Genomic DNA, 23,591 nt, shown 5'->3' with positions numbered 1-23,591 from the left:
ATGCGCCGGTATGTGATCAAACGGCTGGCCCAGGCGGTCGGCGTGCTGTGGGCGGCGTACACGGTGTCGTTCCTGGTGCTGGACTTCCTGCCCGGTGACCCGGTGTCCGCGATGGCCGGGGCCGGGATGGACTCGGGTCAGCCGGATCCGGCCCAACTCGCCAGGCTGCGGCACGAGTACGGCTTCGACAAGCCGGTGCTGGTGCAGTACGCGGAGTATCTGGGCCGGGCGGTGCGCGGGGACTTCGGCGACGCGGTCTCCACCGGCCGCCCGGTGACCTCCACGCTCGCCGACGCGCTGCCGCAGACGCTCCAGCTGACCGGTGCCGCGCTGCTGCTGGCGGTGGTCCTCGGCGGCGGGCTCGCGGTGGCGGCGACGTACACCTCGCGCCGGTGGCTGCGCCAACTGCTGCTGTCGCTGCCCCCGTTGGGGGTGTCGGTCCCGACGTTCTGGGTGGGGCTGCTGCTCGTCGAGGCGTTCTCGTTCAAGCTGCACTGGTTTCCGGCGTTCGGCAACGACGGGCTGAAGGGGCTGGTGCTGCCCGCGCTCACGCTGGCGGTGCCGACCGGCGCGCAGGTCGCCCAGGTGCTGGCGAAGAGCCTGCTGACCGCGCTCGACCAGGCCTATGTGGAGACCGCGCGGGCCAAGGGGGCCGGCCGGTGGCGGGTGCATCTGCGGCACGCGCTGCGCAATGCCTCGCTGCCCGCGCTGACCGTCGTCGGCCTGCTGGTCGGGCAGCTGATCGCCGGTTCGGTGGTCGTGGAGACGGTGTTCTCCCGTGACGGTCTGGGCCGGGTGACCGCGGCGGCGGTGACCACGCAGGACATCCCGCTGGTCCAGGGGGTGGTGGTGTTCGGGGCGCTGATCTTCGTGGCCACGAACCTCCTCGTCGACCTCGTCTATCCGCTGCTGGACCCGCGGATCGTGGTGGCCTCGGACAGGAGGGCGAGCTTCGCATGAGTCAGAGCCTTGTCGACGACCGGGCCGAGGCCGCCCTCGGCTTCGCCCGGCCGGTGGCGGCACCGGGATCACCTGCGGAACCGGGCCGCCCCGCCGGCGTCCGCAGGGTGCTCCGCTTCCTGCTGCGCCGCCCCGGCCTGCTGCTGTCCGTCGTCGTCCTCGTGCTGGTGGTGCTCGCCGCCTTCTGGCCGGACCTGTTCACCTCGCAGGACCCGTTGCAGGGGGTGCCCGCCCAGAACTTCCGCGGCCCGAGCGGAAGTCACTGGTTCGGCACGGACGAACTGGGCCGCGACGTCTTCTCCCGGGTGGTCCACGGCGCCCAGCTCTCCCTCAAGGCCACGCTGATCGCGGTCCTGGTCGCGTTCGTGGTCGGCGGTCTGCTCGGCACGGTCGCCGGGTTCGTGGGCCGCTGGGTGGACGACGTGCTGATGCGCTTCGTCGACGTCCTCCTCGCCATCCCCGCGCTGTTCCTGTCGCTGGCCCTGGTCACCGCGCTCGGGTACGGGACGGTGAAGGTGGCCGTCGCGGTCGGCATCGCCGGCGTCGCCTCGTTCGCCCGGGTGGCACGGGCGGAGGTGCTGCGGGTGCGGCAGGCGGCGTTCGTGGAGGCGTCCCGGTCCTGCGGGGTCCGCTGGTACTCGGTGCTCGGCCGGCACGTGCTGCCCAATGCCGCGGGGCCGGTGATCGTGCTGGCCACCCTCGACTTCGGTGCCTCGATCCTGGCCGTGTCGGCGCTGAGCTTCCTCGGCTACGGTGCGCCGCCGCCCGCCCCGGAGTGGGGGACGCTGATCTCCGACGGCCGCAACTACCTGGCCAACGCCTGGTGGCTGACCGCGCTGCCCGGTCTGGCGATCGCCGCGACCGTGCTGGCCGCCAACCGCGTCGCGCGGGCGCTGGACGGCGAATGGGGGCGACAGCGATGACCGACGGCGCACCCGAGAACGACGCTCCCGAGAAGAACGGTGAGGATGTGACGGCACCACTCCTGGAGATCCGCGGCCTGTCCGTGTCGTACCGCACCCGGGGCGGCACGGTGTCGGCCGTACGCGGCGTGGACCTGGACGTATGGCCCGGACAGGTGACCGCCGTGGTCGGCGAGTCCGGCTCCGGCAAGAGCACCACCGCGCACGCCGTCACCCGGCTGCTGGCGGCGAACGGCACCATCGACGCCGGCACGGTGCGCTTCGGCCGGCACGACCTGGCCGCCCTCTCCGAGGCGGAGCTGCGCACCGTGCGCGGCGCGCGGATCGGTCTGGTCCCGCAGGATCCGACGGTCTCGCTCAACCCGGTGAAGCGGATCGGCGAACAGGTCGCCGAGGTGCTGCGCATCCACGGCCTGGCGACCCGGCGCGGGGCGGCGGCCGAGGCGGTCGCCGTGCTCGACCGGGCCGGGCTGCCCGACGCGGCCGTCCGGGCCCGGCAGTACCCGCACGAGCTGTCCGGCGGCATGCGGCAACGCGCCCTGATCGCGGTGGCGATCGCGGCGCAGCCCCGGCTCATCATCGCCGACGAGCCGACCAGTGCGCTGGACGTCACCGTGCAGCGGGTCATCCTCGACCATCTCCAGCACCTCACCGAGGCGTCGGGCACCGCGATCCTGCTGGTCACCCACGACCTCGGGGTGGCCGCCGACCGGGCGCAGCGCCTGGTGGTCATGGAGCGGGGCAGGGTCGTCGAGGCGGGCGAGACCCGTGCCGTCCTCGCCGACCCGCAGCACGAGTACACCCGGCGGCTGCTGGCCGACGCCCCGAGCCTGACCACGGCCCGTCCCCGTACCCCGGTCTCCGCCGATCCGGCCGAAACGGGGCCTCCCCTGGTCGAGGCGCGGAGCCTGGTCAAGGAGTTCCGGCTGCCGCGGGCAGGCGGCGAGGCCCGCACCCTGCGCGCGGTCGACGACGTGAGCCTCACCCTGCGACGCGGGCAGACCCTGGCCCTGGTCGGTGAGTCGGGCTCGGGCAAGTCCACCACCGCCCGGCTGGTGCTGCGCCTGGCCGAGGCGACCTCCGGACGCGTCCTCTTCGACGGCACCGACGTCACCACCGCCAAGGGCGCCGAGGTCAGGCGGCTGCGCCGGCGCGCCCAGCTCGTCTACCAGAACCCGTACGCCTCGCTCGACCCGCGCTTCTCCGTCGGCGAGGTGATCACCGAGCCGCTGCGGGCGTTCAGGGTCGGCGACCGCGCCTCCCGGCTCGACCGTGCCCGGGAACTCCTCGACCGTGTCGCCCTGCCCGCCGGGACGCTGGAGCGCCGCCCGGCCGAGTTGTCGGGCGGGCAGCGCCAGCGGGTGGCCATCGCCCGCGCCCTCGCCCTCTCCCCCGACCTCGTGGTGTGCGACGAACCCGTCTCCGCGCTCGACGTGTCCGTGCAGGCCCAGGTCCTGGACCTGCTCGCCGAGTTGCAGGCGGACACCGGGGTGGCGTACCTGTTCATCTCGCACGACCTGGCCGTCGTACGGCAGATCGCGCACCAGGTCGCCGTCATGCGGGCGGGACGGATCGTCGAGACGGGCCCGCCGGAGGAGCTGTTCTCCGAGCCCCGCCACGCGTACACCCGCGCACTGCTGGCGGCCATCCCCGGCAGCCGCGTCCCCTCCCCCGCCACGACGGCCACCACCGGTCAAGGATCAGCATGAGCACTCCCGCCCTCACCTCTCTGGCCTTTCTCACGCCCGGCAATTTCGCGGACGACGACCCCTACCCGGGCCTGGAGGAGACCCTCCGGCTGTTCGAGTACGGCGAGCGGCTCGGCTACGACGGCGCCTGGATCCGGCAGCGCCACCTCGAACACGGCGTGGGCTCGGCGGCCGTGTTCCTCGCGGCGGCGGGCCAGCGCACCGAGCGGATCGAGCTCGGTACCGCGGTCATCCCCATCGGCTACGAGAGCCCGTTCCGGCTCGCCGAGGACCTGGCGCTGGCCGACGTGCTGTCCCGGGGGCGGCTGCAGATCGGTTTCAGCACCGGCATGCCGCACGCCGACCTGCTCGGGGACCTGGTGTACGACGGGGACTGGCGCGGCTTCGACCTGTCGTACGGGAGGATCGCCCGGCTCGTGGAGAACCTGCGCGGCGGTTACCTGGGCGGCCCGGACACCGTCATCCGCTCGCCGGGAAACGTCCAGCGCCCCCGCCTGCAACCGCACAACCCCGCTCTGGCGCGGCGCATCTGGTACGGCGGCGGCAGCCTGCGTTCGGTCCGCTGGGCCGCCGGGCAGGGCCTCGGTCTGCTGTCCGGGAACATCGTCACCGGCGAGGGCACCGGCGACTTCACCGCGGCCCAGCTCAACCTGCTGGCGGAGTACCGGCGCGCGCTGCCGCCGGGCCGGACGCCGCGCGTGGCCGTGGGCCGGGTGGTCGTACCCCTCGACAGCGCCGACGCGGCCACCCGCGCCCGTTACCGGGCCTACGCGGCGAGCCGCCACGAGCGCACCCTCGCGCCCCAGGGCCCGAAGCGCGTCCTGTTCGCCCCGGACGTCGTCGGCACCGCCGAGCAGATCCTGGAGCGGCTGACCGCCGACCCGGTGCTCGCCGGGGTCGGCGAACTGCGCCTGGAACTGCCCTACGAGTTCCGGCGCGAGGAGTACGAGCAGATCCTCCACGACATACGGCACCTCGTCGCCCCCGAGCTGGGCTGGCGGCCCGTCACGCCGGCGGTTCCGGGTGCGGCTCGCTGAGGACGTCGACCGCGCGGTGGCTGCCGCCGCCGGCCGGCCTCCCCGTGGCACCGGTTCGCACTGCCGTGAGCGGGCCCGGCCGTGTCCGGGCCGGAGCGGGACGGGCCCGGCTCGTCACTCGCCGTCGGCCGGAAGCGCGTACAGGCCGGGCAGGTTGACCACGATCGCCTCCTGGGTGGAGCGGGCGATGACGACCACGGCCTCCTCGGCGGGGTCCGGGTTCTCCTCGCGGTGCGGGACGAAGGGGGGGACGAAGATGTAGTCGCCCGGCGAGGTGCGCAACCGCACCTCCTCGGGCCGCTCGCCGGTGTCGTCCAGGAAGACGAACTCGGGGTGGCCGCTCACGATGTAGATCGCGGTCTCGGACTCGCCGTGGTGGTGGTCGGAGCTGGCGGTCGCGGGGGCGACGTGGGTCTGGCCCATCCAGAGCTTCTCGGAGCCGACGGTCCGTCCGCTGACCGCGGCGAACCTGCGCATGCCGCCGGACTGCGCGGTGTCGCCGTCCAGGGCGTCGGCGCGGATGTGGTGCAGCCGGGTGCGCAGGGGCGTCGCCGGGCGGTCCTGGGTGTCGTGGAGATGGGGGTGGAAGCCTTCACCGGGGGTCGTCAGCGACTCGCTCATAGCCGGACGCTAGGACCGCGCCGGAAAGGATGTCAAGAGGTGTCCTTTGCGGTTCACCTGCGGCAATGTTGCCGCAATGAAGGAACCGGGGGCGCGGAGACCCCCCTTCGGACAGCGCGGGTCCGGCATGATGGGGGCATGTACATCTCCGCCAAGGCGGACTACGCCGCCCGCGCTCTGCTGGAGCTCGCCCGACAGCCGGACCGCCCGCTGACCTGTGAGGCGGTCGCCTCCTCGCAGGACATCCCGTTCCGGTTCCTCAAGTCCGTGGTGGGCGAGTTGCGCCGGGCCGGTCTGGTCCGCAGCCAGCGCGGCTGCGAGGGCGGGTACTGGCTGGGCCGGCCGGCCGCCGAGATAAGCCTGCTGGACGTCGCCCGGGCCGTGGACGGCGAGGTGATCACCCTGCGCGGCGAGCCGCTGGCCGGGCTGGACTACCCGGGGCCCGCCCTCGGCCTGCCGGACGTGTGGCGGCGGATCGAGGAGGAGGCCACCGCCGTGCTGGCCGGGGTCACCATCGCCGGGCTGCTGCTGTCGGAGCCGGCGGGGCGGCCGGCCGCCCAGGGCGCCGCGTGACGGGCGGTCAGGCCGTGCCGCCGGTCGAAGTCGTCGAGTACACCGACCCGTTGTGTCCCTGGGCCTGGGGTTCGGAGCCCGTCTTCCGCGGGCTGCGCACGGCGCTGGCCGGCCGGGTCCGGTGGCGCCGGGTGTTCTGCATCCTCTTCGACCACGCCGACGACCCGGCCCCCGATCCGGCGGCCGAGACCGCCTGGTACGCCCGCTACGTCGAAGGCATCGCCGGTCACACCCATGCCCCTCGGGCGCTCCGGCTGAGCCGGGTGGCCGCGAGTTCCTGGCCTTCCTCACTGGTCGCGAAGGCGGCCGAGCTCCAGGGGCCCGAGGTGGCCGACCGGGTGCTGCGACGGCTGCGGGAGTCCGTCTTCGTGCTCGGCGAGCCGGCCGACACCCTCGGGGCGGCGCTGGACGCGGCCACCGGCGTACCCGGGCTCGACACACGGCGGCTGGCGGCCGACGCCGCCTCCACGGCCGTACTGGACGGGGTGCGCGCGGACCATGCGGAGGCGCGCCGGCCGGTGGCCGAAGTACTGCCCGACGCGCTCTCCGATGCGCCGTCCGGCACGTCGTCCGGCAAGCCGTCCGGCGCGCTGTCCGTGCCGGGGGGTTCGCCGCATCCCGGGACCGCCAAGGAGACGCCCGACGGCGGGCACCGGTACGCGCTGCCGACGCTCGTCGTGTGCGGGGCCGGGGACCGGCGGGTGGTGCCGGGGTGGCGGCCGTACGAGGTGTACGCCACCGCCGTCGGCGCCTTCTGCCCGGGTCTGCCGACGGCCCCTCAACCACTGTCCGGAGCAGCGGCACTGGCCCGGTACCGCAGCCTGACCGAGCCGGAGCGCGCGCTGCTGACGCGGGGCGCGTGGCCGCCGCCGGACGCCGTCCGGGTGGAGACCGCGGGCGGGCCGCTGTGGCTGGACCCGGAGGAGGCCGGCACCCACCCCGCCACCCGGCCGGCGCCGTGACCGGCGGTGGAGCTCCGTCCACCGAATGAGACACCAATTGGTGTCCATTGACAGCCGCACCCCGCGGCCCCCACGATGTTGGACATGCACACGACCCACCCCGGTGTGGTGTGCCGCTATGTGGATCTGCGGCGCACCTGCAGCGCCCTCTGTCGCTGACCGCCTGCCGCCCTCGCCCCGCAGGCGCCTGACCGCAGCCACCGGTACCGGCCCTCCCTCGTTCCGCCGGACCCGACCGCTCTGCGCGCCCCCCTCCTAGCGCCGCGACGTCTTCTGCGCCCGGCCCGCCGCCGCACACCCCTGCGCCCCGACAGACCCGGATGTCCCTGTCGTGGCAGGCCCGTTGCGGCGCGGCCCCGGATCGCCGCCCGACGCCTTTTCCCCTCCCCCGGTCGCCTCCGCGATGCGGACCGGGGCCGTAGCAGAGAGACAGCCATGTCCACACGCCTCACCCCCGCACGCCCCAGACCGGCCGCCCGCCGCGCCCTCCGGCCCGTCGGCCGGCTGCGGGCCACCGCCCTCGGCACCGTCCTCGCCGCCGTGCTCGTCCCCTCCCTCGGCGCCTGCGCCGGCGGGTCGTCCACCGCGTCCGGCGGGGCCGCCACCCTGAAGTGGGCTTCCTCCTACTTCCCCGCCCACTGGGACCCGGTGGTCTCCGGCAGCGGCGCCCAGTTCCGTGAACTCTCCCTGGTCTACGCCTCGTTGACCCGCACCGACGAGAAGGGCAACGCCGTTCCCGACCTCGCCGAGAGCTGGGACTACAACAGCAAGGGCGACGAGATCACCTTCCACCTGCGCCCCGGGCTGAAGTTCAGCGACGGCACACCGGTCGATGCGACGGCCGTGAAGGATGCCGTCGAGCGGGCCAAGAAGCAGAAGAACTCCGCCCTGTTCGGCGACCTGACCTCCATCAGGTCCGTCGACGCCGAGGGGCTGGACGCGGTCGTCCACCTCACCCAGGTCGACTACCAGATCCCGCAGCTGCTGGGCGAGCGCGTGCTGCAGATCGCCAGCCCCAAGGCCGCCGCGTCCCCGACGAAGCTGGACCAGAACCCGGTCGGCGCGGGCCCGTTCGTCGTCACCCAGCTGGTGCCCGGCACGAAGGTGGTCCTCAGGAAGAACCCGGACTACTGGGACGCGAAGAACATCCACATCGACCACGTCGAGCTGACCTCCGCGCCCGACGCGTCGACCGTCGTCTCCGGACTGCAGACCGGCGTCTACAACTTCGCGGACATCGCGCCCAGTCAGGCGGACGCCGCGAAGAAGGCCGGCCTCGACGTCTTCGTACAGCCCGGGTTCAACGCCTCCAACATCAGCCTGAACACCAACAAGGCGCCCTTCGACAACGACAAGGTCGTCGACGCGGTCCGCTACGCCGTCCACCGCCAGGAGTTCGTGGACAAGCTGACCTTCGGCTACGGCGAGGCCACCGACCAGCCCTTCCCCAAGGGATACGTCGCCTACGACCCGAAGTCGGCCAACGCCTATCCCTACGACCCGGCGAAGGCGAAGAAGCTGCTGGCCGAGGCGGGTTACAAGTCCGGGGACATCAAGCTGAACCTGGTCATCCCGGCGGAGGACCCGCAGGCCGAGATCGTGCAGTCGCAACTGGCGAAGGTCGGCATCACCGTCACCATCAAGATCGACAAGAACTGGGCCACCCCGTTCTTCGCCAAGGACCTGACGTTCTCCGTGTACGGCACCACCGGCCGGGACTCCGCGCTCCAGACGCTGACCGCGCACTTCGGCCCGAACGGCCCGCTGAACCTCAGCTCGCCCTACGAGCCCGCCGGGTTCGAGGCCGCCGTCGCCAAGGTGCGCCAGACCCCGCTGGACGCGGCCGACTACGCCCAGGTGCTCCAGGCGGCGACCAGAGCCGGTCTGAAGAGCAAGGCGCTGGTCTTCACCTACTCCTCGCCGAACCTCTTCGCCAAGAGCAGGTCGATCTCCGACCTGCCGAAGAACCCGGCCCACATCGACTGGACCGGAGTGACCGTCTCCGGCTCCGACTGACCGCCGTCCACCGCAGAGAGACACCGAGAAGAGAGGGGGCAGCACGATGACGACGACCGACGCGCCGGCCGTGCCGAGCGCGCCCGCCGTACCGGTACCGCGTCACCGGGGCGCCACGGTCAGGATCCGGCGCGCGTCGGCCAGGATCCTGGCCACCCTCGCCCGGTCCGTCGCGATCTTCGTACCCGTCTTCCTGGTCGCGACCTTCGTGACCTTCGCGCTGCGGTCGCTGAGCGGGCTCAGCCCGGCGCGCATCCAGCTGGGCGAGGACGCGACTCCCGAGGCGATCGCCCGGATCGAGGCCCAGTGGGGACTGGACCGGCCCTTCCTGGTGCAGTACTGGGACTGGCTCACCGGCGTCCTGCACGGACAGCTCGGCACCAGCTGGGTCAACGGCGCCGACATCTCCACCCTCATCGGCCTCGGGCTCGGCGTGAGCCTGTCCGTGGCGGTCTTCGCCCTCGTCATCGGCGTGGTCGCGGGCTTCGCCCTGGGCACCGTCGCCGCGCTGCGCCGCACCACCTGGGTCGACCGCGTGATCACCGGGTTCGTCACGGTGATCTCGGTGATGCCCGCGTTCGTCGTGGGCATCGTGCTGGTCGCGGTCCTCGCGGTCGGACTGCACCTGTTCCCGTCGGCCGGGTACATCCCGGCCGCCGAGGGTGTCGGCCCGTGGCTCGCCCACATCACCCTGCCCGCCGTGGCGTTGAGCTTCGACGTGGTCGCCGACGTCGCCCGCCAGCTGCGCACCAGCCTGGTCGCCGCGTACGGCGAGAACTACGTGACCGGGGCGGTCGTCCGCGGGCTGAGCCCCCGTCGGATCTTCTTCGGGCACGTACTGCGCAACGGTCTCGGACCGGCGCTGGCCACCCTCGGGCTGAAGTTCCCCGCGCTGGTCGGTGCCTCCGTGGTCACCGAGTGGATCTTCGGCCTGCAGGGCTTCGGCCGGTTCGCCAACGACTCCGCGCAGGCCGGGGACGTGCCCGCCGTGCAGGGCGTCCTGGTGGTGTCGATCGTCCTGGTCGTCACCTTCAACCTGGTCGTCAACCTGGTGCTGGCCCGGGTGACCCCGGCCGCCGGGCGGGGGGTGTGACCATGGTCCGCCGCGTCCTCTCCCTGACCACCGGCAGGATCGCCGTCGCCGTCCTCGTCGCCGTCGCCCTCCTTGCCCTGCTGGGCCCGCTGCTCGCCCCGCAGAACCCGCTGGGCACCAGCGACGACACGCTCGCCGCCGTCTCCGGGTCGCACTGGCTGGGCACCGACTACCTCGGCCGGGACGTGCTCAGCCGGCTCCTGGCCGGTTCCCGGATCAGCGTGCTCGGCTCCCTCGAAGTAGCCGTCACCGCACTGGTCGTGGGTGTCGTCCCCGGCATCCTGTCCGTGCAGCTCGGCCGGGTCTTCGAGTGGATCACCCTGCGCCTCGCGGACACACTGGTGGCGCTGCCGTTCCTGCTGTTCGCCGTCGCCGTGGTCGCGCTGCTGGGCAACGGCATCACCCAGGCGATGCTCGTCACCGGGGTCCTGGTGTCGCCGCTGTTCTACCGGGTGGCCCGGGCGGCGACCCTCTCGGTGACCCGCTCCCAGTACGTGGAGGCGGCGGTGATCTCCGGCGCGTCCACCGGCTGGATCGTGCGCCGGCACGTGTGGGCCAAGGTGCTGCCGCCGATCGCGGTCGCTCTGGCCCAGACGGTCGGCGTCGGCTTCGTCATCGTCTCCAGCCTGACGTTCCTCGGCATCGGCGTGCAGCCGCCCGCGCCCACCTGGGGCGGGCTCCTCGCCTCCGACCTCGGCTACCTGAGCCGGCGCCCCTGGGCCCCGCTCGCGCCCGCCCTGCTCATCACGGTCACCGTCTGGGCCTGCAACCTGCTCGCCGACGCGGTCCGGGACGTCTCCGGGGAGGCCGGACGCGCCCTCGTCAACGACCGCAGGGCTCGGGCCAACCGGGCCGGCGGCGGCAGGACCGGGGACGGCAGGACCGGCAGCGACAGGAGCGGGGGCGACCGGACCGACGACCGCACGGCCCGTGCCGACCGACCCGGCTCGGCCGGCCCCATCACCTCAGGAGGTGCGTGATGACGACCCTGTCCGGCCTGTCCGGCGACCTCGCCCCGGCCCCGACCCGTACCGCCGGGACACCCGCCGCGCCCGTGCTCTCGCTGCGCGGGGTGCGGATCACCGACCACGCGGGCGACCGCGAGCTCGTGCACGGGGTGAGCTTCGACCTCGCCCCCGGCCGGACCGTCGGCATCGTCGGCGAGTCCGGCAGCGGCAAGACCCTCACCTGCCGGGCCGCGCTCGGCATCCTGCCCCCGCACTTCGAGGTCACCGCGGGCACGATCGAGATCGCCGGCACCGACATCGCGACCCTCACCGCGCGCCGGTGGACCGAGTTGCGGGGCGCCACCGTCAGCGCGGTGTTCCAGGACCCGGCGTCCTACCTCAACCCGTCCCTCCGGGTCGGCGCGCAGATCGCCGAGGTGGTCAGGGTCAAGCTCGGCCTGAAGCGCCGTGCGGCCCGGCAGCGGGCGCTGGAACTGCTCCGGGCGGTCCGGCTGCCAGACCCCGAGCTGGTCCACGACCAGTACCCGCACGAGCTGTCCGGCGGCATGCTCCAGCGGGTCCTGATCGCCACCGCGGTCGCCGCCGACCCGCTGGTCCTCATCGCCGACGAGGCCACCACCGCCCTCGACGTCACCGTCCAGGCGGAGATCCTCGACCTCCTCGCCGATCTGCGCGAACGCACCGGGCTCGCCCTGGTGCTGGTCTCCCACGACCTCGCCCTGGTCGCCCGGTGGTGCGACGAGGTGCTGGTCATGCGCCGGGGCGAGGTGGTCGAACAGGGGCCCACCCGCAGGGTTCTGCACGAGCCCCGGCACGAGTACACCCGGCTGCTCATCGCCGAGCACGAACAGTACGGCCTGGAGAAGTTCCTCGCCGCGGAGGAGGAGACGTGAGCGGCACCGCCGACACCGGAACCGCGAGCCCGCGGCTCGCCGAGGCCGACCCCGTGAGCCCGCCGCTCGCCGACGCCGACCCCGTGAACCCGGTCCTCGCCGTCACCGGCCTGGACGTCGACTACGGACCGCGCCGCCGGCGCCGCCGCGCCCTGCACGGCGTGTCGCTGACCGTCGCCCCCGGCGAGACCGTCGGCCTCATCGGGGAGACCGGCTCCGGCAAGTCCACCCTCGCCCGCGCCGTCCTCGGCCTGGTGCGCCCGGCGGGCGGCTCGGTCACCGTCGCGGGCGAGGAGGTCACCGGGTACGGCCGCGGGCAGTGGCGCGAGCTGCGGCGCCGGGGTGTCGTGCAGTACGTCTTCCAGGACCCGCTGCGCAGCCTCGACCCCGACCTCACCGTCGCGGACTCCCTCACCGAGCCGCTCCTCGTCCGCGGTGTCCCCCGCCCGGAGGCCGTCGGGCGGGCCCGTGCCCTGCTGGACCGGGTGCGGCTCGCGGCGGAACTCCTGGACCGGCTGCCCGGGGAGCTGTCCGGCGGCCAGCGGCAGCGCGTCGCGGTGGCCCGTGCGCTGATCACCGAACCGCGGCTGATCATCCTGGACGAGCCGGTCAGCGCCCTGGACTCGGCGAACCGGGTCCAGGTCCTGGAGATCCTCAAGGAGCTCCGGGACACGGGCGTGGCCCAGGTCTTCATCTCCCACGACCTCGGCTCCGTGGCCGGCGTCGCCGACCGCATCGCGGTGCTGTACCGGGGCAAGCTGGTGGAGACCGGTACCGCCCGTGACGTCATCGCCCGCCCCCGGCACCCCTACACCCGGCTGCTCGTCGGCTCGGCGCCCACGCTCCGTGGTGCGGCCGGCGCCGGCCGCGCCGAACGCGAGGCGCTGCGCGCCCTGTTGCACGCCTGACGCGACCCGACGGCTTCCCGAGCACCACCGGCTTCCGAGTACCACCGGCTTCCGAGCACCACCGAAAGGACCCACCATGTCCCGCAAGATCCATCTCGCGCTGCACCCCTACGGCGTCGGCGGCCCCGGCCAGCACGGCCTCTGGAAGGACCCCCGGGTCGCCAAGAACGCCAGCATCGACGTCAACTACTACATCCGGCTGGCCCAGGCCGCCGAACACGCCCTGTTCGACGCCCTGTTCATCGTGGACAGCCAGTTCATCAACGCCACCTACCCGGCGCACTACCTCAACCGCCTGGAGCCGCTGACCCTGTTGTCGGCGGTGGCGACCCACACCCGGCACATCGGCCTGGTGGGCACGGCGAGTTCGACGTACAACTCGCCCTTCAACCTGGCCCGCCGATTCGCCTCGCTGGACCACATCAGCGGCGGGCGGGCCGGCTGGAACGTCGTCACCAGCTTCGACACCGGCACCTCGAAGAACTACGGCCTCGACGAGCACCTCGACTACACCACCCGCTACGGCCGGGCCCTGGAGTTCGTCGAGGTGGCGCGCGGCCTGTGGGACTCCTACGAGGACGACGCCTTCCCGGCCGACGTCGCGCGGGACCTGTTCCTCGACCCGGCCAGGCTGCACGCACTCAACCACGCGGGCGAGCACTTCAAGGTGGCCGGCCCCCTCAACCTGTCCCGCTCGCCCCAGGGCCAGCCGGTGATCTTCCAGGCCGGGGTGTCCGAGGAGGGCCGGGACCTGGCCGCCCGGGTCGCCGAGGGCATCTACGCGCCGGGCGGCTCGCTGGAGCAGGCCCAGGACTACTACGCCGACATCAAGCGCCGTACCGCCGCCTACGGGCGGGACCCGGAGCACATCAAGATCTTCATCCACGGCGGCCCGGTCGTCGCCGCCACCGACGAGGCGGCACTGCGCCGGGAGCGGGAGATCTTCGAGGAGGACAACGACCTGGTACGCAACCTGGCACTGCTGGGCCGGTCGTTCGGTGCCTACGACTTCGGCGCGCATGATCTGGACGCTCCGTTCCCGGACATCGCCCACCTCGCCGAGAAGGGCGGCCGTACCAGCGCGGCCCGGATCGTCGAGCGGGCCCGCGCGGAGAAGCTGACGCTCCGCCAGGTCGCGGAGTCGGCCAACGAGTTCCGCCGCTCGCCGTTCGTCGGGGCGCCGGAGACCGTCGCGGACGCGATCGAGCGCTGGTTCGCCGCCGGCACCTTCGACGGCATCAACCTCGCCTTCCGCACCGAGGACGAACTCGGACTCTTCGTGGACGGCGTGGTCCCGCTGCTGCAGAAGCGCGGCCTGTTCCGTACCGAGTACGCCGCCGACACCCTGCGCGGCAACCTCGGCCTGCCGGTCCCCGTCAACCGGCACACCCGCGAGCGCGCCCTCGCGACCGACTGAACGCACCCACCGACCAGAGACCGGCAACCAGAGACCGGCAACGGCCGACCGCAGGAGTGAGGACATGAGCACGACCGAGTACACCGACCACCACGGGCCCGAAGGCCTGCTCGTCCGCGGCACGGTCGTGGTGGTGCCGGGCCGGGGCGAGAGCCGGGCGACCTACGAGCGGTTCGGCAGACGCCTCGCGGCCGACGCCTACCGGGTCCGGGTGGTCGATCCCCCGGCCCTCGACGCCGCCGACCTCCCCGGCGCCCTGGACCGCTTCGGCGCGGCCCTCGCCACGGCCGCCGAGGGCACCGCGCCCGACGGTTCCGGCGGTGGCGCCGTACGACCGCTGGTGCTGGCCGCGGCGGACACCGGAGCCCTCGCGGTCGCCGCACTGCTGGCCCGGCCGGAGTCCGGCGGAGCACCGCGGCCGGACGCCGTCGTCCTCGCGGGCCTCCCCGGACGCACCGCCGCCCCTACCGGAACCGGCACCTGGGAGGACGAACTCGACGTGCGCACCTCCTGCCCGACCCACCGCGCCAGGCTCACCGGCGACACCGGGTTCAGCCGGGGAGCGCTCGCCGACGCGGTGCCCGAGCCGCTGCTCACGGCCGCGTACGACAGCGAACCCGCCGTACCCGCCCTGCTGCTGACCGGTGACGCCGATCCGCTCGCGGACCGGGACGCGCTGGACCGCGCGGCCGAGTCCTGGCCCCGCGCACGTCTCGCGGTCGTCCGCGGCGGCCACCACGACGTCCTCAACGACCTCCAGCACCGCTCGGTGGCGGCCGAGGTCGTCACGTTCCTGGAGACCCTGCGCAACGACCTCGTCCCGGTGGTCGCGGTGGAGTCGAGCGCGTGGTGAGCGCCCCGGCCGGCTCCGACTCCTGACCGACTCCCCCGTTCCGACTCTGGAAGGCTCACCATGGCCCTTGTCCTGTCCGTCTCCGGAAGCCCGTCCTCCACCTCGCGCACCGCGCGTCTGCTGCGCCACCTGGACCGCCGGCTGGCCGCGCAGGGCCACGAGGTGATCGCCCTCGACGTGCGCACCCTGCCCGCGGAAGCCCTGCTGGGCGCCGACTTCGCGCATCCGGCCGTCGTCGGGGCCACCGCGTTGTTCGAGCGGGCCGAGGGCGTGGTGATCGGCACGCCGATCTACAAGGCGGCCTACTCGGGCCTGCTGAAGTCCCTGCTCGACCTGCTCCCGCAGTACGCGCTGGCCGGGAAGACCGTGCTGCCGCTGGCGACCGGCGGCAGCACGGCGCATGTCCTGGCCATCGACTACGCCCTGCGCCCGGTGCTCAGTTCCATGGGCGCCGCGCACATCGTGCCCGGCTGGTTCACGCTCGACAAGGAGATCACGACGGACGCCGACGGCCGGCTGGCCGTGGCCCCGGCCTCGGCCGAGGCACTGGCAGAGGTCACGGACCGCTTCTCGGCAGCGCTGCACGACCGGACCCCGCAGCTGGCGGCGGCGGGCTGAGCCGAGACGGTCGGACGTCGGACGTGCACTGCTCGTCCCGCGCCGCGGTGCGGGCGGCCGTCGGCTTGCCGCGCCGATGCGGTGGTTGATCTCGCTGGACAACTCGGCCGCCCGGGCCAGGACGCGGGTGCGGCGCTGCTCATCGAGGACGAGGCCGGCCGCCTGACGCGGCGCCGGGACGGCCGTGCGCGGTCACACCCCGCACGGCCTTGGTCAGCTCCACCGGGGCACACCCCACCTCGTGCGGCCGTCCGACCCGGTCCATCAGTGACCGACTCAGCAGACGGCCTGGGCGAAGTACCACAGGACCGTCGCGGAGGTCCTGTCGCCGCCGGACGAACTCCTTCTCTTCTGCGGCATGTCGATCGGGCACGAGGACGTCACGGCAAGCCGGCCCCGGATCGGCCGGGCACCGCTCGATGAGACCGTCACGTTCGTCGGCGGTTGCCGACCCGCGGGCGCCGGCGATCAGAGCGAGCCGGAGTCCGGGAGGACGGGAGGCTCGTTCCAGGAGCGCAGCTTGTCGGGATTGAGGACGACCCACACCTGCGCGACACGGTGTTCGGCGATGTCGAGGCTGATGACGGCGGCGACCTGGCGGTCGTAACGGGCGAGGAGGCCGGTACGCCCGTTGACCGAGTGGGTGGTCAGGGTGGTGCGCGGCTGGCGGCCGAGGAGTGTCAGCAGGCTGCGGGCGACCCGACGGCTGCCGTGTACCGGCCTGCTCAGTGCGCGGACCTTGCCGCCGCCGTCGAAGAACGCCGTGACGTCCGGACACAGCAGCGACTCGAGGAGTCCGGCATCCTCGTCCACGCAGGCCTGGCGGACGGTGCGGGCGAGGAGATCCTGTTCATCAGGAGGGGTGGAGCGCGAGCGCTGCCTCCGCAGACTGCGACGGGCACGGTCGGCGAGCTCGACGCACTCGGACTCCGGGCGTCCCACGATGTCGGCCACCGTGTCGGAGGCCATCCCGAAGACGTCGTTGAGCACGAACGCCGCCCGCTCGGCCGGTGACAGCGAGTCCAGCGCGTTCAGCAGAACCCGGCTGACCTCCTCCGCCAGGCCCGCCTGAGCGCCCTCGGCGTCCCCTGCCTGGTCCCACCGGGCGCCAACCCCACGACGGGGGCGAGCGAGCAGGCCCAGACAGATCCCGCCCGCGGTCTTGGCGAGCCAGTGCCGGGGAGCAGCGATCCGGCCACGCTCCGGGTCGGACAGCCCGTACCACCGACGGTAGGTCTCACCGACCACGTTCTCCGCCTCGCCGGAGTCGCCCAGCATCCAGTAGGTCACTTCCAGCAGGTGCCGCCGCTCGTCGAGCAGCTCCGCGACCGGCACCGCGTCGGCATCGTCCATATGGCCTTCTCCCCCTCACAAGGCACACGCGACATTTTCGTCTCTCGGCTCAATCCACTGACCGGGCACGCACGCGTCGTGTGACATCGCCTGTCTCCACCTGCCGCGCACCTCACTCACGCCGGTGTGCCGCGCACGTCGAAAGGGAGCGTCGACGGTCACGTAATTCCCCAGGCGGTGGTCGTGACAGCGTTCGAGCACCGGGAGTCACAAGATCAGCTCACTTGTAGTCTGCGGCCATGTCGGATCCCGTTCCCTTCGCCATGCCCACCCGTTTCGACGGAGCCCGAGATCGTGTCGCCGTTGTCGTTCCAGGTGTCGGCTACTCGCCTGCCAGGCCGCTCCTGCACTTCGCCCGGAGCGTCCTGCTCCAGCATGGCTGGACGGTTCAGGAGCTGTGGTGGCAGATCCCCGGTGAGTTCGCGCAGTTCACGGTGGACGACCGGATCGCATGGGTGGAGCGGCAGGTCACCGAGGCCGTCGAAGCCGAGGCGGGGGCCTGTCGGCTCGTGGTCGGCAAGTCCCTGGGCTCCCTCGCCTGCGGCATCGCAGCTGACAGGAGCATCCCGGCAGCATGGCTCACCCCGCTCCTGACCATCGACCACGTTGAGGCGGCTCTCCGGCGAGCCACGGAGCCGACCCTCCTCGTCGGCGGAAGCGCCGACAAGGTCTGGGATTCACGCATTGCTGCGTCCCTGCGGCACGATGTCCTGGAGGTGCCCTCGGCGGACCATGGCCTGGAGCTTGCGGACGATGCCGCAGGATCGGTTGAGGTCCTGCGGCAGATCGTCTCAAGGCTGGACCGCTTCATCGGCTTGCTCGGCCACTGAGGGCTGACAAGATCGGCTCGGGTGGGTTCCAGCCGCTGGCGGAGGTGTCCGGCCTGCTGGCGGCGCCCTTTTGTCCCTTGATTGGGCTGGTAGCCGGGTCGTCGGCCTGGGACGCGGTCAGCCGACGCATGGCGAAGTCATCGAGGACGAGCAGGTCGGGCGGACGGCTTCGCGCATGCGCCTGTCCCAGGTGCGGTCCGCGTGGCCGCCGGCGAGTTCGGCGAGGAGGCGGCTGCGGCTGGCCTTGGCGAACCGGACGTTTGCTCCCTGCCGGACGGCCTGGTGGCCGAGGGCCTGGGCGACGTGTGTCTTCCCGACGCCGACGGGCCTGATCGTCTTGCGGTCCACCCCCAGCGAGGCGGACACCTGGCTCTTGGACCGGCCCGCGTACCAGCGCACGTAGATCTCGACGGCTCCGAATGGTCAGGACCCTCAGCCCGGGCACCGGCAAGCCCGATTGTTTGACCGTCGCCAAAAGGGCGGGCCCGGCTGTGCTCGTTGTTCCGGATCCGAAGGTCGTCAGAGGGCTGCCGGCCAGGTACGTGTGCCTGCGGATCGCGCTCGCCGGGAACGAGGGGCGGGAAAGGGCGCTCGAACTCGAGGCCGTGAGTTACGCGTTGTGCATCACGATGGGCACCCGGACCGTGGGCGAGGCCATAGCGGTCACGGACCGGCCACCACCCGCTCGGCCGGCGGCTTTGCCGCCACATGTGCCGCGTCGAACAGCTCGACGCCCCGCGGCGTGGTCTCCACCGCCCGTACCCGCCGGTCCCCCGGAACCGCCTTGCGTACGGCCGGCCCCATCCGCTCCATATCGTCCACGACCCTCATGACACCCGCTTTGTCCGACCCCGTCGCCGGACCCAGGTCCCGCTGCACCGTGGGCCCCCGGTCCACCAGAACCCTCGCGCAGATCAATCCCGTCTGGCTGTACGGCCCGGCCGCGTATCGGCTGGTGTCACAGATCCGCTGTGCGCCCGGTCAGCACTGTGAGACGTACGGGGGACCGGGACGTGGGAACACGAGACCGGCCACCGGCATGTCTGTCCGGAGATGTTCCGGTCGCGAGGTATGTCTGACTCAGGGTTCGGTGGATCCGTGGAAGGGTGCGACTCGGCATGAGTGCCACTGACGTCGTCCACTGCATGCTGACCGCGCTGTTCGCGGCGGTCGCTGTCCGGGCTCTCCGGCAGAGTGTCCTGGCCCGGACCGGTGGCTGCCGCAACCGCGTCGACCATCTGCTGCACGCCGTCATGGCGCTGACCATGGCAACGATGCCGTGGAGCTGGGGCGGCACCCTGCCCGCGCTGCCGCAGTCGGTCTTCTTCGCCGCCGCCGCACTGTGGTTCCCGCTGACCGCCGTCAGGAGCGGCCGGGAGGGACACCTGTCGGCAACCGTGCGGAGACTGCCGTACGCGGTGGGCATGGCGGCGATGACCTGGATGTCGTACCGCGCGGCGGGTCACTCGCGCCAGACCATGGCCGACGGTGTTCCGACGGCACACCAGGCCATGCGGGCCGGCCACTCCATGGGCGAGTCGAAGGCCGGCAGCGTCGTCACCGGAGTGCTGGCGCTGTACCTGCTCGCATGTGCTCTGCACTCGCTGACCCGCGACATGCCCGCGCTGCGCGCGACCACCGGCACGGTGGCCGACCCGACCAGCCTCCGCAGCATGTGCCACCGCTTCTGGGACGGAGCGACGGCCATGGGAACGCTGGTCATGCTCCTGATGCCCCATTGACGGAATCGACGGAAAGCCTGCTGGGCGCCGACTTCCACCGCTTCAAGACGCTTCTCCCGGACGAGGAACGCAAGACACTGCGCCGCGGGCCGCACCGACGGAGCCCGGGCACCGCTCAGCTGGGCCCGTCGGTCCCGGCCCCTGAGGGGCAGCCCGGTCCCGGTCTGGTTCCCGGGCCCGGGAACCAGGCCGCCCGTGGGATCTGCGCTGCCCATGGGGCGAGCATGCCGCAGGCCGGATGGGCCTTCCGACGCAGGTCCTTCTGTGACCGGCACGTCCGTCGGCATGCGGCGAGCGTGGCTCACTCGTAGGTCGGCACAGGGCCGGGAACGGTCGCGCAGCGGGAACCCGAGTCGAGGAAGGCCGTGATCTTGCTCGGACTGAACATCCACATCACCTGGTGGATGCCCGCCGCCGAGGCGGCGATCGTCACGATCGCGGTGGGGGAACCGTCGCGGTGCATCAGGGCACCCGTACGACCATTGGCCTGGACCAGCCGCAGGTCCGTGTCTCGCCACAGCCGTGGATAGGTCGACATCCTGGCGATACGTGCCCGGCCCTGCACAGGTATGCGCGCGCAGCCCTTCAGCCCGTTGCCGTCGGAGAGGCTGACGGCGTCGGCGGTCAGGAGGGTCTCCAGCGACGCCACGTCCCCCGTTCTGGCCGCCGAGACGAAGGCCTCCAGAAGGCGCCGATGCTCCGCCGCCTCCACTCTCTCCCGCTGCTCGTCGCCCAGATGCCTGCGGGCGCGGCTGACGATCTTGCGCACGTTGACGACACTGAGCCCGAGCATCTCGGCGATCTCGGGGTAGGCGTAGTCGAACGCCTCGCGCAGGACGTACGCGGCGCGCTCGGCAGGGCTCAGCCGCTCCAGCACCAGCAACAGCGCCAGCTCCAGGGCCTCCGCCCGCTGCGCGCCCACCTCCGGATCCGAACCGGTGTCGACGGGCTCGGGCAGCCAGGGCCCGATATAGGTCTCCCGGCGCACCCGCGCCGACTGCGCCACGTTGATGGCCAGACGGGTCGTCGCGCTCGACAGGAAGGCCACCGGACTCACCACCACGGAACGGTCGGTCTTCTGCCAGCGCAGCCACACCTCCTGGACGACGTCCTCGGCCTCTACCACACTGCCCAGCACGCGGTAGGCGATCCCGAACAGACGCGCCCGATGCTGCACGAACACGGATACGGCGTCGTCAAGGTCGCTCACCACGGGGGACGACTCGAGATACATGGTCCTACGGCCCTCGTTCTTCCGGAGACAGCTTTCGGGTGGCGAGATCACATCGCTGACGGATGCAGGCAGGCGGGTTCGGCAAGCTGCCCGGACGGCTTTTCCTGGTGGCGAGGGAAGGTGGCCGCCGAAAGTCACGGCTGGTCCCACCGCATCCGCGGGCCCCGGACGGAGACATCGTTGTCTCACGGCAGGCTCCTTGGCTCACATCCGAACCCTGAGCAGCAGATGCACTCTTCTTCTCGCCATACGATGCGTCATTCGCCAACCAGCACAGACTGGTTCAAAGCGGCGTCGAGGCGCATCGCATGATCTAGTGATTCGGCCGGCAGGTGAAGCCGCCCTCCTCCCTCGCGCCCGCTCGGCCCGTCGGAGCATTGACCGGGTAGGGCCGGAAACTGTGACACCCGGAGCCGACACGCATCGCATGAACTGGTGATTCGGCCCGCTTACCGCGGGCCCCCTCGGTGTTTGACAACGCCGCCGAGGACCTACCATGCTTCCATCAATTCATTAATACAATGATGGTGGAACCGGGGAGGGGCCGCGTGATCGACTACCGGATCGACCGTGGCAGCGGTGTACCGGCCTACGTGCAGATCATCGAGCAGACCGAACGGGCGCTCAGGATGGGCACCTTGCAGGTCGGGGACAAGCTGCCCACGGCCAGGGAAGTGGTGGCGGCGACCGCCATCAACCCCAACACCGTGCTCAGGGCCTACCGCGACATGGAACAGGCCGGCCTGGTCGAACTGCGCCGTGGTCTCGGGACCTTCGTGACCCGGTCCCTCGGCCGGCCCGGCGCCGGGGACGACTCCCCGCTGCGCCGTGAGGCCACCGACTGGGTGGCCCGCGCGCGGGCCGCGGGACTGGAACGGGCCGATGTCCTCGCCCTGGTCACAGCCGTCCTGGACGCCTACGACAACGAGCACGACCGCAGCGCCCCGGGCGACCGGGACCGCAAGAGGGAGGACGCATGACCGAGCCGGAGGCACCGCCAGCGCTGCGCGCCACGGGACTGGGGTTCCGGTACCGCAGACGGGGCGGCGAGGCCCTGCGGGACTGCGCGTTCACCGTGCCCGGCGGTCGTGTCACCGCCCTCGTCGGACGCAACGGCGCCGGCAAGAGCACCCTGCTGCACCTGGCCGGCGGACTGCTGCGGCCGGGCTCCGGGGAGCTGCGGGTGCTGGACACCCTGCCCGGAACGGCCGGGGCCCGCGCCCGGGTCGCCCTCCTCACCCAGGACAAGCCGCTCTACCCGCGTTTCACCGTGGCGGACACCCTGCTGATGGGCGAGAAGCTGAACTCCTCGTGGGACCGCGCGACCGCCGAGCGGATCGTCCGCGAGGGCGGCATTCCGCCGCACGCCCGTGTCGGCGAGCTGTCGCCCGGGCGGCGCACTCGCGTCGCGCTCGCCCTGGCGTTGGGCAAGCGCCCCGAACTCCTGCTCCTCGACGAGCCGTTGGCCGACCTCGATCCCGTGGCACGGGACGAGATCATGGCGGAGCTGATGGCGGAGGCCGCCGAGCGCGGCACGAACATCGTGCTGTCCTCGCACGTCCTGCCCGAACTGGAGGAGACCTGCGACTGGGTACTGCTCCTGCGGGACGGCCGCGTCGCGCTGAGCGAGGACGCCGAGACACTGCGCGCGAGCCATGCCGTACTGACCGGCCCCGCCACCCAGGCCGACGCCCTCGCCGCACCGCACACGGTCGTGCACAGCCGGACCGGCGGCAGACAGCTGACCGCCCTGATACGGCAGCGCGGACCGCTGCGCGGCGAGTGGCACGTCGAACGGCCTGGGCTGGAGGATGTCCTGATCGGCTACCTCCAGGCCGGTGAGCCGAACCGCCCCTCCCCCGTCCCCGCCGAGCAGACGGAGGAGGCCGCGTGAAGGGCTCCCTCTGGCTGGCCTGGCGCCTGCAGCGCGTGTCGGCCGGTATCGGCGTGGTCACCCTGGCCCTCACCGCGGTGATCGCCGCGTACTACCGCTCGGGCATGCTGGACGCCCTGCACAGCGGGCTGTTCGACCACTGCGCTACCGGGCCGCTGTACTGCACACGGTCCGGCACCGGGCTGCCCCTGCTGCTGGACGTCGAGCCGCTGAAGTACCTCGGCGTGCTGAACATCGCCCTGCCCGTGGTCATCGGCGTTTTCTGGGGCGCACCGCTGCTGGGCCGCGACCGGGAACTGGGCACGCACCGCATGATCCTCGCCCAGGGCGTGACCCGCGGTCAGTGGTTCGCCTCCCGGTTCGCCCTGGCCGCGGCGGCCACGACCGCCCTCTCGGGCCTGCTGGCGGGGGTGTTCGCCTGGTGGTGGCGACCGGCCGCAGACCGCAGCTACGGCCTGTTCTGGTACGACGACACGGCCCTGAGCGGCTCGGGCCCGCGTGTCGTCGCGGCGGCTCTGTTCGGCCTGGCGGCCGGTACCCTGCTGGGCCTGCTGGCCCGCCGGGTCCTGGCGGCGATGGGCCTGACCCTGCTGGTGACGGGGGTGACGGCCCTCGCGCTGGAGTGGACGCACCGGACCCGGCTGCTGGTCCCGCCGCACACCTACGTCAGCGCCGGCATCGTCCCGAAGGCGCCGATGGGCGAGAAGTGGTCGACCGGCACCTACGGCCTGATCACCGCCTCCGGCCGCCACGACGACGTACTGAACTGCCCCTATCCGTCAGGCACCCAGCTCAAGGAGTGCATGGCGGGGCACGGGTACGTGGCCCGCTTCTACGAGGCCAACCCCGCCGGCGACTACTGGGCCTTCCAGTGGACCGACACCGCCCTCCTCGGCGGACTGGCCGTTCTGCTGACGGTGGTCACCGTCCTGCTCCTGCGCCGTCGCGTCTGACCGCGGCGACCGCACAGGGACCGTCCACACCACC

24 protein-coding genes and 1 pseudogene are annotated in these 23,591 nt (G+C 72.5%); 20 read left to right on the top strand and 5 right to left on the bottom strand.

The window, feature by feature from the left end:
• From AB0D74_RS42645 to AB0D74_RS42630, 4 genes are read left to right on the top strand one after another with little or no spacing between them, the layout of a single operon-like run.
• Nucleotides 1–960, top strand: a complete 960-nt coding sequence (locus AB0D74_RS42645) for an ABC transporter permease (protein ID WP_362599487.1) — start codon at nt 1–3, stop codon at nt 958–960.
• Nucleotides 957–1,883: an ABC transporter permease gene (locus AB0D74_RS42640; protein ID WP_362599485.1), complete on the top strand. Its 927-nt coding sequence runs from the start codon at nt 957–959 to the stop codon at nt 1,881–1,883. Before AB0D74_RS42645 ends, AB0D74_RS42640 begins: the two co-directional genes overlap by 4 nt.
• Nucleotides 1,880–3,592, top strand: a complete 1,713-nt coding sequence (locus AB0D74_RS42635) for an ABC transporter ATP-binding protein (RefSeq protein WP_362599483.1) — start codon at nt 1,880–1,882, stop codon at nt 3,590–3,592. Before AB0D74_RS42640 ends, AB0D74_RS42635 begins: the two co-directional genes overlap by 4 nt.
• The gene (locus AB0D74_RS42630; RefSeq protein WP_362599481.1) at nt 3,589–4,629 is read left to right on the top strand and encodes an LLM class flavin-dependent oxidoreductase; all 1,041 of its coding nucleotides are present in this window, start codon (nt 3,589–3,591) and stop codon (nt 4,627–4,629) included. The genes AB0D74_RS42635 and AB0D74_RS42630 overlap by 4 nt, the downstream gene beginning before the upstream one ends.
• Before the next feature lie 114 nt (nt 4,630–4,743).
• On the opposite strand, the gene AB0D74_RS42625 is transcribed toward AB0D74_RS42630, so the two are convergent.
• A complete protein-coding gene (locus AB0D74_RS42625; protein WP_362599479.1) occupies nt 4,744–5,250 on the bottom strand; it encodes a cupin domain-containing protein in 507 nt (168 codons plus the stop codon).
• A 138-nt stretch (nt 5,251–5,388) separates the two neighbouring features.
• Between AB0D74_RS42625 and AB0D74_RS42620 the strand changes: the two genes are divergently transcribed.
• The 10 genes from AB0D74_RS42620 (at nt 5,389) to ssuE (ending at nt 15,551) form a co-directional block, all read left to right on the top strand.
• A complete protein-coding gene (locus AB0D74_RS42620; RefSeq protein WP_362599477.1) occupies nt 5,389–5,823 on the top strand; it encodes an Rrf2 family transcriptional regulator in 435 nt (144 codons plus the stop codon).
• The gene (locus AB0D74_RS42615; protein WP_362599475.1) at nt 5,820–6,785 is read left to right on the top strand and encodes a DsbA family protein; all 966 of its coding nucleotides are present in this window, start codon (nt 5,820–5,822) and stop codon (nt 6,783–6,785) included. Before AB0D74_RS42620 ends, AB0D74_RS42615 begins: the two co-directional genes overlap by 4 nt.
• A 435-nt stretch (nt 6,786–7,220) precedes the next feature.
• Complete coding sequence (locus tag AB0D74_RS42610) at nt 7,221–8,801, top strand: ABC transporter substrate-binding protein (protein ID WP_362599473.1); 1,581 nt, start codon at nt 7,221–7,223, stop codon at nt 8,799–8,801.
• A 46-nt stretch (nt 8,802–8,847) separates the two neighbouring features.
• The gene (locus AB0D74_RS42605; RefSeq protein ID WP_362599471.1) at nt 8,848–9,894 is read left to right on the top strand and encodes an ABC transporter permease; all 1,047 of its coding nucleotides are present in this window, start codon (nt 8,848–8,850) and stop codon (nt 9,892–9,894) included.
• Between the two features lie 2 nt (nt 9,895–9,896).
• Nucleotides 9,897–10,874 carry an ABC transporter permease gene (locus AB0D74_RS42600; protein ID WP_362599469.1) on the top strand — a complete coding sequence of 326 codons (978 nt, stop codon included), beginning with the start codon at nt 9,897–9,899 and terminating at the stop codon, nt 10,872–10,874.
• Complete coding sequence (locus AB0D74_RS42595; protein ID WP_362599467.1) at nt 10,874–11,755, top strand: ABC transporter ATP-binding protein; 882 nt, start codon at nt 10,874–10,876, stop codon at nt 11,753–11,755. Before AB0D74_RS42600 ends, AB0D74_RS42595 begins: the two co-directional genes overlap by 1 nt.
• Nucleotides 11,756–11,808: 53 nt before the next feature.
• Nucleotides 11,809–12,663, top strand: coding sequence for an ATP-binding cassette domain-containing protein (locus AB0D74_RS42590; RefSeq protein ID WP_362599539.1), 855 nt, complete (start codon nt 11,809–11,811; stop codon nt 12,661–12,663).
• A gap of 76 nt (nt 12,664–12,739) precedes the next feature.
• Nucleotides 12,740–14,080 (top strand): LLM class flavin-dependent oxidoreductase, encoded by a 1,341-nt coding sequence (locus AB0D74_RS42585; RefSeq protein ID WP_362599465.1) that lies wholly within the window; start codon nt 12,740–12,742, stop codon nt 14,078–14,080.
• Nucleotides 14,081–14,144: 64 nt separating this feature from the next.
• Nucleotides 14,145–14,933, top strand: a complete 789-nt coding sequence (locus AB0D74_RS42580) for an alpha/beta hydrolase (RefSeq protein ID WP_362599463.1) — start codon at nt 14,145–14,147, stop codon at nt 14,931–14,933.
• 60 nt (nt 14,934–14,993) lie between these two features.
• Entirely contained in the window at nt 14,994–15,551 is a 558-nt protein-coding gene (gene ssuE / locus AB0D74_RS42575; RefSeq protein ID WP_362599461.1) for an NADPH-dependent FMN reductase, read from the top strand.
• Nucleotides 15,552–16,019: 468 nt separating this feature from the next.
• Here ssuE and AB0D74_RS42570 read toward each other — a convergent pair whose 3' ends face one another.
• A complete protein-coding gene (locus AB0D74_RS42570; RefSeq protein ID WP_362599459.1) occupies nt 16,020–16,904 on the bottom strand; it encodes a sigma factor-like helix-turn-helix DNA-binding protein in 885 nt (294 codons plus the stop codon).
• 239 nt (nt 16,905–17,143) lie between these two features.
• Between AB0D74_RS42570 and AB0D74_RS42565 the strand changes: the two genes are divergently transcribed.
• Nucleotides 17,144–17,734 carry an alpha/beta hydrolase gene (locus AB0D74_RS42565; RefSeq protein WP_362599457.1) on the top strand — a complete coding sequence of 197 codons (591 nt, stop codon included), beginning with the start codon at nt 17,144–17,146 and terminating at the stop codon, nt 17,732–17,734.
• A 117-nt stretch (nt 17,735–17,851) separates the two neighbouring features.
• Here AB0D74_RS42565 and AB0D74_RS42560 read toward each other — a convergent pair whose 3' ends face one another.
• Nucleotides 17,852–18,133, bottom strand: a complete 282-nt coding sequence (locus AB0D74_RS42560; protein ID WP_362599455.1) for an ATP-binding protein — start codon at nt 18,131–18,133, stop codon at nt 17,852–17,854.
• 20 nt (nt 18,134–18,153) lie between these two features.
• Here AB0D74_RS42560 and AB0D74_RS42555 point away from each other — a divergent pair.
• A pseudogene (locus AB0D74_RS42555) lies at nt 18,154–18,348 on the top strand (hypothetical protein); the annotation flags it as partial.
• Nucleotides 18,349–18,397: 49 nt separating this feature from the next.
• Here the strand turns inward: AB0D74_RS42555 and AB0D74_RS42550 are convergent.
• Complete coding sequence (locus AB0D74_RS42550; RefSeq protein ID WP_362599543.1) at nt 18,398–18,556, bottom strand: MarR family winged helix-turn-helix transcriptional regulator; 159 nt, start codon at nt 18,554–18,556, stop codon at nt 18,398–18,400.
• 296 nt (nt 18,557–18,852) lie between these two features.
• On the opposite strand from AB0D74_RS42550, the gene AB0D74_RS42545 reads away from it, so the two are divergent.
• Nucleotides 18,853–19,476: a DUF5134 domain-containing protein gene (locus tag AB0D74_RS42545; RefSeq protein WP_362599453.1), complete on the top strand. Its 624-nt coding sequence runs from the start codon at nt 18,853–18,855 to the stop codon at nt 19,474–19,476.
• A gap of 301 nt (nt 19,477–19,777) precedes the next feature.
• Here the strand turns inward: AB0D74_RS42545 and AB0D74_RS42540 are convergent, their stop codons facing one another.
• Entirely contained in the window at nt 19,778–20,710 is a 933-nt protein-coding gene (locus AB0D74_RS42540) for an RNA polymerase sigma-70 factor (protein WP_362599451.1), read from the bottom strand.
• 548 nt (nt 20,711–21,258) lie between these two features.
• Between AB0D74_RS42540 and AB0D74_RS42535 the strand changes: the two genes are divergently transcribed.
• From AB0D74_RS42535 to AB0D74_RS42525, 3 genes are read left to right on the top strand one after another with little or no spacing between them, the layout of a single operon-like run.
• Nucleotides 21,259–21,690 carry a GntR family transcriptional regulator gene (locus AB0D74_RS42535; protein WP_362599449.1) on the top strand — a complete coding sequence of 144 codons (432 nt, stop codon included), beginning with the start codon at nt 21,259–21,261 and terminating at the stop codon, nt 21,688–21,690.
• Complete coding sequence (locus tag AB0D74_RS42530) at nt 21,687–22,604, top strand: ABC transporter ATP-binding protein (RefSeq protein WP_362599447.1); 918 nt, start codon at nt 21,687–21,689, stop codon at nt 22,602–22,604. The genes AB0D74_RS42535 and AB0D74_RS42530 overlap by 4 nt, the downstream gene beginning before the upstream one ends.
• Entirely contained in the window at nt 22,601–23,557 is a 957-nt protein-coding gene (locus AB0D74_RS42525) for a transporter (RefSeq protein WP_362599445.1), read from the top strand. The genes AB0D74_RS42530 and AB0D74_RS42525 overlap by 4 nt, the downstream gene beginning before the upstream one ends.
• Nucleotides 23,558–23,591: the final 34 nt, after the last annotated feature.

This window comes from Streptomyces sp. NPDC048278 (assembly GCF_040652195.1).
Classification (GTDB): Bacteria; Actinomycetota; Actinomycetes; order Streptomycetales; family Streptomycetaceae; genus Streptomyces.
This window is presented reverse-complemented; position numbering and strand designations above follow the sequence as displayed.

Excerpts from the sequence above, each read along its gene's own strand:
- AB0D74_RS42545 (WP_362599453.1), top strand. The coding sequence starts at position 18,853 with ATGAGTGCCACTGACGTCGTCCACTGCATGCTGACCGCGCTGTTCGCG.
- AB0D74_RS42605 (WP_362599471.1), top strand. The coding sequence starts at position 8,848 with ATGACGACGACCGACGCGCCGGCCGTGCCGAGCGCGCCCGCCGTACCG.
- AB0D74_RS42585 (WP_362599465.1), top strand. The coding sequence starts at position 12,740 with ATGTCCCGCAAGATCCATCTCGCGCTGCACCCCTACGGCGTCGGCGGC.
- AB0D74_RS42610 (WP_362599473.1), top strand. The coding sequence starts at position 7,221 with ATGTCCACACGCCTCACCCCCGCACGCCCCAGACCGGCCGCCCGCCGC.
- AB0D74_RS42640 (WP_362599485.1), top strand. The coding sequence starts at position 957 with ATGAGTCAGAGCCTTGTCGACGACCGGGCCGAGGCCGCCCTCGGCTTC.
- AB0D74_RS42565 (WP_362599457.1), top strand. The coding sequence starts at position 17,144 with ATGTCGGATCCCGTTCCCTTCGCCATGCCCACCCGTTTCGACGGAGCC.
- AB0D74_RS42620 (WP_362599477.1), top strand. The coding sequence starts at position 5,389 with ATGTACATCTCCGCCAAGGCGGACTACGCCGCCCGCGCTCTGCTGGAG.
- AB0D74_RS42540 (WP_362599451.1), bottom strand. The coding sequence starts at position 20,710 with ATGTATCTCGAGTCGTCCCCCGTGGTGAGCGACCTTGACGACGCCGTA.
- ssuE (WP_362599461.1), top strand. The coding sequence starts at position 14,994 with ATGGCCCTTGTCCTGTCCGTCTCCGGAAGCCCGTCCTCCACCTCGCGC.
- AB0D74_RS42635 (WP_362599483.1), top strand. The coding sequence starts at position 1,880 with ATGACCGACGGCGCACCCGAGAACGACGCTCCCGAGAAGAACGGTGAG.
- AB0D74_RS42625 (WP_362599479.1), bottom strand. The coding sequence starts at position 5,250 with ATGAGCGAGTCGCTGACGACCCCCGGTGAAGGCTTCCACCCCCATCTC.
- AB0D74_RS42530 (WP_362599447.1), top strand. The coding sequence starts at position 21,687 with ATGACCGAGCCGGAGGCACCGCCAGCGCTGCGCGCCACGGGACTGGGG.
- AB0D74_RS42570 (WP_362599459.1), bottom strand. The coding sequence starts at position 16,904 with ATGGACGATGCCGACGCGGTGCCGGTCGCGGAGCTGCTCGACGAGCGG.
- AB0D74_RS42600 (WP_362599469.1), top strand. The coding sequence starts at position 9,897 with ATGGTCCGCCGCGTCCTCTCCCTGACCACCGGCAGGATCGCCGTCGCC.
- AB0D74_RS42595 (WP_362599467.1), top strand. The coding sequence starts at position 10,874 with ATGACGACCCTGTCCGGCCTGTCCGGCGACCTCGCCCCGGCCCCGACC.
- AB0D74_RS42645 (WP_362599487.1), top strand. The coding sequence starts at position 1 with ATGCGCCGGTATGTGATCAAACGGCTGGCCCAGGCGGTCGGCGTGCTG.
- AB0D74_RS42580 (WP_362599463.1), top strand. The coding sequence starts at position 14,145 with ATGAGCACGACCGAGTACACCGACCACCACGGGCCCGAAGGCCTGCTC.
- AB0D74_RS42630 (WP_362599481.1), top strand. The coding sequence starts at position 3,589 with ATGAGCACTCCCGCCCTCACCTCTCTGGCCTTTCTCACGCCCGGCAAT.